An 11,399-nucleotide genomic window follows, 5' to 3' on the forward strand; every position below is an offset into this window, starting at 1 on the left:
TCATATGTTAGGGAGAAAGGGGTGAGCAGATCATTATGAACTATCAAAGTACGACCATTAAAAGTAAATGGACCAAAACAAAGTGGCTCGTAGACAGCACAAGAATAAAAAAGTATATCCCCCAAACTCTGCCCTTTACCTATACCAATTTAAAATTTATGATTTCTGAGTATTCCACCGTTTATGTTAAACCTGTAAGCGGTGCCGGCGGGCATCATATTGTCCGAATCACAAAAATAGGCGGGAGTTATCAAACTCAGCACAAATCCATAAAGAAACGTTACGCTACCATGGATGGGCTTTATGAATATTTAAAAAAACATACAAAAGGGCGAGATTATCTATTACAAAAAGGAATCAAACTTGCCACGGTTAAAGGCAGACCTTTTGACATTCGTGTCATGGTTCAAAAAACCAATCGAGGCGTGTGGAAAAGTACAGCCCTCTTTGTTAAAATCGGCAGACCGAATACCGTAGCAACAAACTACAACCAAGGCGGAACTATCGGATATTTTTCACGAACTTTGGCTCAAGCAGGATTCAGAAAGACACAAATAAATAGGATCACTGAAGAACTGATTACTCTAGGCGAATCGGTAGGAACTATATTTAACCAGCATGATCCTGGATTTCAAGAACTCGGGCTTGATGTTGCCTTGGACAAAGGCGGTGACCTGTGGATCCTTGAAGTAAATACAAGGCCGCAGATCTATCCACTTAAACAAATGAAGGACAAAAGCATGTATTACCGAATTTTAACCTATGCCAAGCAGTATGGAAGAAGGAAATAATGAAGCTAAAAGAACAACTACAGATTCTTAAGTCTCTTCATTTTCCTTTGCTCACGTATTTACAGTCTGAATCTAATTCATTATAATGAGTCTATTAAAAGAGCTGCGCAAGTTTTGGTTTGCACAAAGCGATTAAAGGATATCCTTTCCTTTAGTCGCTTTTTTTGTGAGTAATAAAGACAACGGAGGGATACACACATGAAGAAAAGAATGTATGACATGGTTATGCTCATAGTCGGAGCTTTTATTTTCGCACTTGCTGTCAATTTATTTATTATTCCTAATGATTTTGGAGAAGGCGGAGTTACAGGGATTTCCATTATCCTATTTTATTTATTTCAGTGGTCCCCTGCTGTCGTCAGTTTGGTTGCAAACAGCATCTTGCTGATTATTGGCTATCGACTTCTAGATAAAACGACTACGGTCTATACGATTATTGTCGTCGCTTTTAACGCCCTGTTCCTGCATCTTACTGAGAATTGGTATATTGCATCGAATGAACCGGTAATTAATGCGATTTTTGCTGGTTTATTTGCAGGGGTCGGTATTGGACTTATTATCAGAGTCGGGGGGACCACGGCCGGAACAACCATTCTAGCACGGCTTGCAAATAAGTTCTGGGACTGGAATATCAGCTATGCTTTGCTGTTCTTTGACCTTATTGTAGCCGGATTATCTATTTTTGTTATTGGTGTAGAAAAAACAATGTTCACCGTTCTCATTCTCTACATCGGTACGAAAGCGATGGAATTTATCATTGAGGGCTTAAATCCAAGAAAAGCAGTAACTATTATTTCTCCTCATCACGATCAAATTGCAAAACAAGTAACCGATATTATGGATCGCGGCGTTACCGTCCTGCGAGGTTATGGATATTACACGGGTGCAACGAAAGATGTATTATATATCGTAATCAATAAACAAGAAGTTTCAATGCTCAAAAAAATTGTAAAGGCCGCAGATGTGAATGCGTTCGTTACTATTCACGATGTACGGGATGTATTTGGTGAAGGATTTATCGATATTTCGAAATAGAGTTCCCTTATTTTAATCATAAAATGATAATAGGTTTTTCTCCCTCGTGAAAAATTGTTACAATAGAGTTTGAATGTGTGAATATAACTGAAGATTAGAATTGAAAGTGAGGCCTACCCATTACATGATTATAAAACCGAGAACCCGCGGATTCATCTGTACAACTTCCCATCCGGCGGGTTGTGCACGTCACGTAGAACAACAAATCGAATATGTAAAATCACAGCCGGCCGTTGAGGGGCCAAAAAATGTCCTCGTTATTGGAGCTTCTACCGGATATGGTTTATCGTCCCGTATTGTGGCTGCTTTTGGCGCAGGCGCAAATACCATTGGCGTGTATCGCCCAAGCGCGGGAAGTGAGAAACGTACCGCATCTGCAGGCTGGTATAACTCTGCCGCTTTTGAAGCAGCTGCGGAAGAAGCAGGGCTTGTTTCTTACAGTGTGACTGGCGATGCTTTTACAGAAGAAACGAAACAAAAAACGATAGAAGTCATTCGTGAAAAACTGGGACAGGTAGATCTTGTCGTATATAGTGTAGCAGCTCCTAGACGTCAAGATCCGGTTACGGGTGAGATGGTTAACTCGGTACTTAAGCCGATCGGTGAGCCATATACCAATAAAACGGTCAATTTCCATACCGGCGAAGTAACGCCGATTACGATTGAACCGGCAACAGAAGAAGAAGTTCAGCATACGGTTACCGTTATGGGCGGAGACGACTGGCAGCTATGGATTCATGCCCTTAAAGAAGGCGGCGTACTTGCCGAGAATGCAGTGACCATTGCTTACTCCTATATTGGTTCTGATATTACACAAGCGATCTATCGCGAAGGTTCGATCGGACAGGCGAAAGATCATCTCGAAGCGACAGCCCATACGTTAAATGATACACTTTCTGAAAACGGGGGCCGCGCTTATGTAGCAGTAAGTAAAGCACTTGTAACCCAGTCGAGTTCTGCAATTCCTGTCGTTCCGCTATATGTATCCGCACTTTATAAAGTGATGAAGGAAAAGGGACTGCATGAGGGTACCATTGAACAAATGTATCGTTTATTCGCAGATCGTTTATATCATGCGGAAGGCACGACAGTGGATGAAAAAGGCCGTATTCGAATTGATGACTGGGAGCTTCAAGCAGATGTTCAAGAAGAAGTTCGCCGCATCTGGAATGAAATTTCTACGGAAAATATCAATGAACTATCGGATCTTGAAGGTTATCGTAAAGAATTCTTCCAATTATTTGGATTTGAAATGGACGGGGTTAATTACGAAGCGGATGTAAATCCGGATGTAAAGATCCCGCAAGCCATTGCGGTTTCTGAATAAAATAATGAATAGCGATTCGGTCGGCAGTTCTTTTTCTGTCGGTACGGATCGCTTTTTTATATTAGGCTGTCTTCCTTACGAGGCGGTGCATATAGTATGAAAACCAGGATAGATAAGGAGGATGAATACAGGGTGCATATCCTCATCGTCAGCCCGGAGCAGTTTCCTTTGCCAGGAAGCGGATCTGTTGAAATTTGTATTCTTGCCATTGCTGAACAGTTATCTCAGCACCATCTAGTTACCGTAATCAGCCCTCTATTCTCTCATCAAACCGAAGAAACGTGGCGCAACCCTAAGCTGCGGATTAAACGAATAAACGGCGCAAAACATCCCTCTGAATACAGTAAAGCAGTGATTAAGACCATCACTCAGCTGGAACAGCCTGTCGATATCATCCAAGTCGATAATCGTCCCAGATCCATGTCGAGAATAAAGGAGGTATTCCCTTCCATACCGGTCGTTCTTTTCCTCCACTCGCTTACCTTTATCCCGCCGCAGAATCGTCTTATTACCTCTTCCCTTCAAAAGGCTGATCTTATCGTTACCAATAGTAAGTCGCTAAAACGAGCTGTCCTCCGTCGCTTTCCTATACAGGCAAAAAAAATCACTCATATCGCTCTCGGCGTTGACCATTTTCGCTTCAAACCGTTACATGAGACAGAGAAGCAAGTTTACTATGAACTCTATGGTCTTCCCGCAGATCGATTTCATATTCTTTACGTAGGCAGACTTATTCCCCAGAAAGGGATTTCTACCCTTATTCGTGCGATTCATCATCTTAAACCGAGCATCAAATCTAAAACTCATCTAATCATTGCGGGAAGAACAAAAAGTAAAGCTTACAGAAACACCTTACAAGAACTCGCTCAAAAACTGCACGTTTCCGTGACTTTTCTTGGTGAGATACCGCATGAGCAGATTCATACTTTATACCCGCTCGCTTCTTGTATGGTATGTCCCTCTCAAAAACACGAGGCCTTTGGTCTCGTCAATATAGAAGCCCTGTCGTGCGGGATTCCCGTGATCGCCTCCAGTAATGGAGGGATGAAAGAGATAATTACTCATGGGTATAATGGTTTCTTAGTAACCAATTATAAACAAGCAAAAAACTTCACTCCTCATCTCTCCCATCTGGCTCAATCAGCAGAACTATTAAGCTTAATGGGCGATAATGGAAGAACAACTGTACTCGAAAGATATGCTTGGCAAGTAACCGCTCAAAAGCTGGAATCTGTTTATATGAATTTGCTATAACGAGTTTGAGTTCGCTATGATTCGTTTGCTATGAAACCTATGTATCCGCCTGTTATTAGATTTGTTCTGATGGAGTGCGGTACATAATGAACGCTTCCTTCTCTCCCGTTCCTGGTTTCGTTGCTACTTCCTTCAGTTCAATAATGGCGATATCATGAAAAATAAACTGTACTACCCCTAAGGTCTGTTGCCGAAAGGAGTCATAAATCCGGCCTGCACTGCGACATCCTCGGGGAACGGAAGCTGAATTATTTGCTATATAACCCACTTGTCCATGAGAAGGCAGAACGACCCGGATCGCCTCAGGATCAGACAGATTATCAGGATCCTTCACAAGGAATACGGGATCACCCACTTTTACTTTTAAAGAACTCGGATAATATTTCATACCTATAATGGCTGCGTAAACCTTTTTATGCACTGTTCTTCCTCCTTTATCTTCAACACGATCAACATGTAATACTTACTATATCGGTAACCTATATTCGTTCTTTTACACTATTAACTAAAACTTTTGAACTATACCAGATTTTTTATTTCAATAAATTGGTTCTAAAGTCACTAAACTACCCTAAAACAAACCCATGTTGTTTTTCACTCAATTAGGAAAAATGAGATTTTAGTTCGATTCATTCTGCATATTTATGCAAAATAGATCTTTCCTTTCTTCTTACGCTGACATACCAAAAGAGCTCGACCCTAAGGGCCGAGCTCTTTTTTACTCTCGATTTGATTTCTATTACTAATTTAATTTATATATTATTCTTAAGTCAAGTTATTCTTCAGTCGATCCCTCTGCTGGTTCTTCAGAAACAGCGGTATCTTCACCTGTATCCGTATCTGCGGCTCTAAGCACGGTTACCGAAGCAATGAGCATATCTTCCGAAGAAACTAAGGTGACTCCTTCCGGCAATTTCAGATCCGACGCAGATAATTTATCTCCGACATCCATTCCTGAAATATCCACTTCAATGGAAGCAGGAAGAGTATCCGGTAACCCTTCTACAATCAGCTCTGTTTCCTGTGTCTGAAGAACACCCGCTTTTTTCGTCCCTTTTGGTGTTCCTTGAAACTCAATCGGGATGGTTACCTGAATGGATTTATTTTTAGAAATTTGAATAAAGTCAACATGAATCAATTGATCATTTTTCTTTTGCATATCTTTAATAAGAACCGGTACTTTTTTGCCGTCTTTCAATTGGAGTTCAAATAACTCAGAACGTCCCGTACGTGCTAAACGATTGACATCTTTCTCATCTACATGAATGGAAACACTATCAAACGATGGACCATATACGACGCCAGGAACTCGTCCACTTTTTCTGAGAGTTGCAAGTGCTGCGCCCTTGTTCTCTGTTCTTTGCTCAGCTGTGAGTTGGGCTGTTTTTCCGTTGGATTTCATTGTAAAACATCCTCCTTCAAAGATCGGTGGTTTTCCTAATTTGGCCACTTGGTCATAATCTACATTACCCACTAGAGGAGGAAACTTAACTTATTAATGAATAATTTTTAAAAATATCCGCTGAGAATCCTCTCGTTGAAAAAGAAAAGGACTGCCAAATAAGCAGCCTCTTCTCCACAATTATGCACTGCTTAAACCATTTAGCTTCATTAATCGTCCTCCTACGGCTACCATGATTTCCCTTGTACCGCTCTTCACTTTGACCTTAATGCGCTCATTTCCCGAGGTCGAAGGAATTTCAATGAACAAATCGCGGTCACCTTCACGTCTTTCCCATTCATTCAGCCGTATGATATATCCGATTCGCTTCATACCTGGAGCGACCTTAACCTTGGCAACCACGCTTCCATCGGAAGTCGGATGGAATGGAATCTTCCCATCATGGATTCCAGTACCCCATACCCAAACGTTCCAGCCATCATAATGATGGTCAGGACGTTCATATTCAATCTCAACCGTCCGGATAGAAAAGGGATGAATCTGAACATTCCACTCCGCTGTAAGAGAACCACAATGCACCAAGATCACTCCTTTCCCAGGACGAATGGCTAGAAGCTTTCCTGAATGATCTATGGACACAATTCGGGGAGTTGTCGTAGCAAGCTGGACCGTTTGGCCCGGAAGGACTTGATTATACTGATCCCGCACAGTCGTTTGTATAGGATAGTGCCGGGTTGCATACATCATGGGTTCTCCCGTAACTTCAATGCGGGCAGGTACTAGATGATCTACGATGATACGGATGGAAGCCTCAACTTCTCCGCACACAGCAGTAATGATGCCTTCACCTAGAGCCGTTCCTATTATTTTCCCTGTTTGACGAACGATAATCTTCTCAGGATCCGAAGATCTCCACTGCGGCTGCAGTCCTTCTATCCTTTTGTCATGCTGATCTTTAAACACGACCTCAAGCTTTACTTCTTCTGCACATTGTATTGCTTTTTTAGGAGACCGGATGTCCATAGATGTAAGAATCTGAGGTTCCACTCCGCTTTCCTTGTCGTAGAGAACCATCATAGACAGCCGCGGAATGGTCACATTCCCTTGGACATGGTCCAGCACTTCAACTCCCGCAGCACGATCATTAACAACAACATTCCATACACAGTCTTGAGGCAGATCCACTCTACTCTCCTGTTCTTTCCCATTATAAATAATCAAAATTTGGTTCCAGGAGTCCTTTACCTCTGTTCCTTCTAAGAGATAAGCCACTACTCCATGCCCGCAGCTAAGCACCTTTAAATGACGTTCCACTTGTTCCCGGTGCGCCATCTTAAATGCCACATGTTCTTTACGCAAACGAAGAAGTCCGCAGTAATAGTCAAATACAGGGCGAAATCTTGCCTTATTACTCCAGCGCAGTGCATTTACAGCATCCCCGCTGCGGTAACTGTTATGGTCACCGTATTTAGATCGAAGGATCTCATCTCCCGCGTGAAGAAACGGAATGCCTTGGGATGTAATCATGATTCCATTCGCTAGAAGTGAGCGCCGTACTGTATCATTACTGAGCATATTGTCTGGTTCAACAAATCGATACGGGTCAGCGGAGGTAACGGCCTCTTGAGCAGTATATCCTCCAGAAGGCGATCCATTATGCCACTCCGGAAAAGAAAGCGCATGCCGCATGCCTAGGGAAGTAACTATTTTGTCCCATAAGTTAAGATTATCGTGGGCCGTTACGTAATTAATGGTTTCCGAAGGATGATAGGTGAAATCATGAATCGCACCTTGAACTCCCTTAAGAACAGCACCTTCAACCCCCCACCAACCCGTAGCAAAGCCGCTTGCATATCCATCATTGTCTCCTTTTACAGCAGACCGGTAATTATCATTAAAGACAGCAAACCCCTTGCCTTTCTGTGCACCTTTTAATGTTTTATCCCACAGCGGTGAGTCTCCGCCCGTCCACGGTTCTCCATAGACAAGGATCGTACGATCTATCTCTTGCTGCAGCATATTCGTAATTTCCGTCATCGTTCGTGTATCGATCAGTCCCATAAGATCAAACCGAAAACCATCAATATGATACTCTTCCGCCCAATAACGGACAGAATCTTTAATGTATTTCCGCACCATAGGCCGTTCTGTGGCAAGTTCATTTCCTACACCTGAACCATTCGTAAGATACCCCTCACTGTTCGTACGATAGAAATATCCCGGTACAATCCCTTCAAATGGACCATCATCCACACCAAATGTATGATTATATACGACATCCATAATGACGCGAATTCCTTTTCGGTGGAGCGCTTGAACCATTTGCTTAAACTCGATAATCCGGGCAGCTGGGTTTGTTGGATCACTCGAATACGACCCTTCGGGAACATTAAAGTTTTGCGGATCATATCCCCAGTTATATTTCCCATCCGCTACAGACGGGTCATGAACCGTCAGCTCATTTACCGTTTTAAAATCAAATACAGGCATCAAATGCACATGCGTAATCCCTAGTTCAACCAAATGATCAATACCAACCAGATTACCGTCTTGATCGGTGAGACCTTCTTCCGTAAAGGCCCGGTACAGCCCTTTTTGCTGAAACAAGTTATCACCGTTAATCGAAAAATCTCTGACATGCAGTTCATAAATAATTGCATCTGTCGGTCTGATCTGCGGAGGTCGTACATCATCTTCCCAATCTTCGGGATTGGTTTTCTTCATATCTATAATTGCGGTACGTGCTCCCCCTGCGGCTACCGCTTTTGCATAAGGGTCCACGGCATAATTTACGGTTCCATCAGAAAAAGAAACCCGGTACATGTAATACTTCCCGGTATGATCTCCTTCCAATTCAAGAGACCAAGTCCCTTTTTTCCCTGGGTTCATGAGAAAAGCGAGTCCGCCCTCATGGTTATGCACCATACCATACTGATCGTATTCCCCGGCATCCTCGTAGAGAACAACCTCTACTTGACTTGCCGTAGGAGCCCACACCTTAAACCTGCAAGCATTGCCCCCATACGTGAGACCCAGATCATTGCTTTCATAGTGTAAATCCTGCATATAACTCACCGCCCGTTATTGTAAAATCAATCTTTACGGACCCTGCTCTCGTATTAGTAGGTTTGTGGGTTATGCCACAAATACGTTTTCGAACTATATTGTGTATACCGACAGCAAGGTAATTAGCCTACGCTATAAAGCTCGTTCATTCCGTTACTATCAGTAATGCCATTTCATAGAGAAACTATAACTAAATGAACAGAGAAGATTACGATACATCGGACAAGAACAAGCGCAGAAAACGCTTACACCATGTAGTATATGTCGATATCTGCAAAGGTTGTCGGCTATTTTCCCCTGGTCACAAAAAAGGCTCCTACCTATGTTTTAAATGGAATATGGGAGGGAGTTTATGTAGAACCTATTCATTGTTGTCCATAGATCAAAAACTGCCCAAGAGCGCCTTGTTAGCAGCGGATTTGGGCAGTTTTTGTCATCTATCATATAGAGGAAAATGTCTATCACCCCGTAATAGATTTATGGTTGAATGCAGTCTCTACTGCTGGGGTAGGGGCAACGACTTCTCCCTTATTGTATAAAATCCTAGTTCTCTGACTTCATTTCTGATTCATGCCAAGAGCTGAGTGCCCATTTTGAGAATGCACTGACTAGCAAGAAAAAGGTAATTCCAAGGACAGAAGCAGAGAGCCCGCAAGCAAATAGATAAGGCGTTTGAAGTCTCGATGAGGCTACCGTAATCGCATAACCAAGTCCACCTTGACCGCCGCCAATACCCGCGATGTATTCACCGACAATGGCTCCGACAACGGAAAGCGTACAAGAGATTTTTAGTCCAGCAATAATGTAAGGCAGCGCAGCTGGCAGGCGGAGTCTCCACATCACTTGCCAGCGTGATGCATTGTAAAGTTTAAACAGATTTTGCATGTTGCCTTCCGTAGAATTCAGACCAATCAGCGTGTTCGAAATCATGGGGAAGAATCCGATCAGAAAAGCGATAATGACGATGGAGTTCACTCCTGCACCAAACCAGATGACAATAATCGGCGCAATCGCAACGACCGGTATGGTCTGCAGGACGATTGCATAAGGGTATACTGCTTTTTCAATGATTTTGGAACTGGCGAGCAGTACCGCTCCCGTTACCCCGATTACGATACTAAGTAAAAAACCAAGTACCGATTCATACACTTTAGTAAGTACAGAGGTCATCAGATTACTCCAGTTCTCTGCAGCAGCAAGTACAATATCAGAAGGCTTTGGCAGCAGGTAAGGAGCATATCCCAGCATTCGGGTCACTATTTCCCACAGCGCCACTACCACAACAAAAGCAATGGCTGGGGGAATGAACTTTTCTAAAAACTCATTATTCTTCTGAGCTGGAGGAATGTCCATCATCTCGGTAGTAGAGAAAGGTGTTCCATTTCCGTCCTGACTGCTTTTCTCATATGCAAGCTTTGGTTGATTCATTGCCATGTCGCGCACGTCCTTTCTTTCTTAGAGCCTTTATTCAAATTTCCTAGGGTAACCTCTTGCTTAGTGGTGCAGTACATCCGAAACTTGACCCACAATCTGACTAAATTCAGAAGCAGTACGGAAATTCTCATTTCGCGGGAATGGAACAGGAACGGAAATGGTTTCTGCAATCTTACCGGGCCTAGCCGACATCACCACGATAGAGGTGGACAAATAGACGGCTTCAAATACGTTATGAGTAACAAACAATACCGTCATTTTCTTATCTTTTTGCCATATACCAAGCAGCTCATCTTGCAGGGTTTGCCTTGTCATTTCATCCAGCGCTCCAAAAGGCTCATCCATCAAAAGCAGCTTCGGCTCAGATGCCAGCGCTCTTGCAATAGACACCCGCATCTTCATCCCGCCGGACAGCTGCCTTGGCAGGGCATGAGCATAATCTTGAAGTCCCACCATTTCCAGTACATGCATGGCCTTATCGATTCTCTCTTGCTTAGGTATTTTGCGCAGTTCCATCGGCAGGGTGACATTATCAATCACTTTGCACCAAGGGAGCAGTGTAGCATCCTGAAAGACAAAGGAAATATCACTTTGCTTTCTCGCGTCCGCTGGATCCATTCCCATAAGCCGCATCGTTCCTGACGTTGGATCCCCAAGGCCGGCAATCAGCCTAAAAATCGTTGATTTACCGCAGCCAGACGGGCCTACAAAACTGACAAACTCCCCTTCGGGAATACGTAGATTTACATCTTGGAGCGCAATGGTGCCTGTTTGATAAATCTTACTGATTCCCTCCATTTCTACGAGCGGAGTGGATCGTTTTTTTACAGTTGACGTTACCCCTGATGTGCTAATAATACTGCTCATATGTCATCTCTCCCTTGGTAAGAATTTAATTGGACCATTCTCCAGATTAAAACTGAATGTAGCCATGATTTTTAATAGTTCTGCTGCATTTCTTGCTAAATCAAAGTTTCTCAACTGGTGTAATGGGAGGAAATCACTCACAAGTAACATGCTTAAATACTTCCGTTAACATCTCTTTTCTCACTACTATTAAGAACAATGTAATGGGGGAAAGCCTTTGATG

General features: G+C 43.0%; 9 protein-coding genes. 4 read left to right on the top strand and 5 right to left on the bottom strand.

The features are described 5' to 3' along the window. The first annotated feature begins 35 nt into the window (after positions 1–35). From QPK24_RS18545 to QPK24_RS18560, 4 genes are all read left to right on the top strand, one after another. Positions 36–791 carry a YheC/YheD family protein gene (locus tag QPK24_RS18545; RefSeq protein WP_285743683.1) on the top strand — a complete coding sequence of 252 codons (756 nt, stop codon included), beginning with the start codon at positions 36–38 and terminating at the stop codon, positions 789–791. Between the two features lie 198 nt (positions 792–989). Beyond that, complete coding sequence (locus QPK24_RS18550; protein WP_285743685.1) at positions 990–1,826, top strand: YitT family protein; 837 nt, start codon at positions 990–992, stop codon at positions 1,824–1,826. Between the two features lie 124 nt (positions 1,827–1,950). Beyond that, complete coding sequence (fabV, locus tag QPK24_RS18555; RefSeq protein ID WP_285743687.1) at positions 1,951–3,153, top strand: enoyl-ACP reductase FabV; 1,203 nt, start codon at positions 1,951–1,953, stop codon at positions 3,151–3,153. 96 nt (positions 3,154–3,249) lie between these two features. Then, positions 3,250–4,407, top strand: coding sequence for a glycosyltransferase family 4 protein (locus QPK24_RS18560; RefSeq protein ID WP_285743689.1), 1,158 nt, complete (start codon positions 3,250–3,252; stop codon positions 4,405–4,407). 55 nt (positions 4,408–4,462) lie between these two features. Here QPK24_RS18560 and QPK24_RS18565 read toward each other — a convergent pair whose 3' ends face one another. From QPK24_RS18565 to QPK24_RS18585, 5 genes are all read right to left on the bottom strand, one after another. Next, positions 4,463–4,828, bottom strand: a complete 366-nt coding sequence (locus tag QPK24_RS18565; RefSeq protein WP_160034536.1) for an HIRAN domain-containing protein — start codon at positions 4,826–4,828, stop codon at positions 4,463–4,465. A gap of 354 nt (positions 4,829–5,182) precedes the next feature. Further along, positions 5,183–5,809 carry a 50S ribosomal protein L25 gene (locus tag QPK24_RS18570; RefSeq protein WP_285743692.1) on the bottom strand — a complete coding sequence of 209 codons (627 nt, stop codon included), beginning with the start codon at positions 5,807–5,809 and terminating at the stop codon, positions 5,183–5,185. Positions 5,810–5,989: 180 nt separating this feature from the next. After that, a complete protein-coding gene (gene pulA, locus QPK24_RS18575) occupies positions 5,990–8,875 on the bottom strand; it encodes a type I pullulanase (RefSeq protein ID WP_285743695.1) in 2,886 nt (961 codons plus the stop codon). A gap of 543 nt (positions 8,876–9,418) precedes the next feature. Then, the gene (locus QPK24_RS18580) at positions 9,419–10,231 is read right to left on the bottom strand and encodes an ABC transporter permease (protein WP_285749428.1); all 813 of its coding nucleotides are present in this window, start codon (positions 10,229–10,231) and stop codon (positions 9,419–9,421) included. Between the two features lie 138 nt (positions 10,232–10,369). After that, positions 10,370–11,176, bottom strand: coding sequence for an ABC transporter ATP-binding protein (locus tag QPK24_RS18585; RefSeq protein ID WP_285743697.1), 807 nt, complete (start codon positions 11,174–11,176; stop codon positions 10,370–10,372). Positions 11,177–11,399: the final 223 nt, after the last annotated feature.

The organism is Paenibacillus polygoni (assembly GCF_030263935.1).
Taxonomy (GTDB): domain Bacteria; phylum Bacillota; class Bacilli; order Paenibacillales; family Paenibacillaceae; genus Paenibacillus; species Paenibacillus polygoni.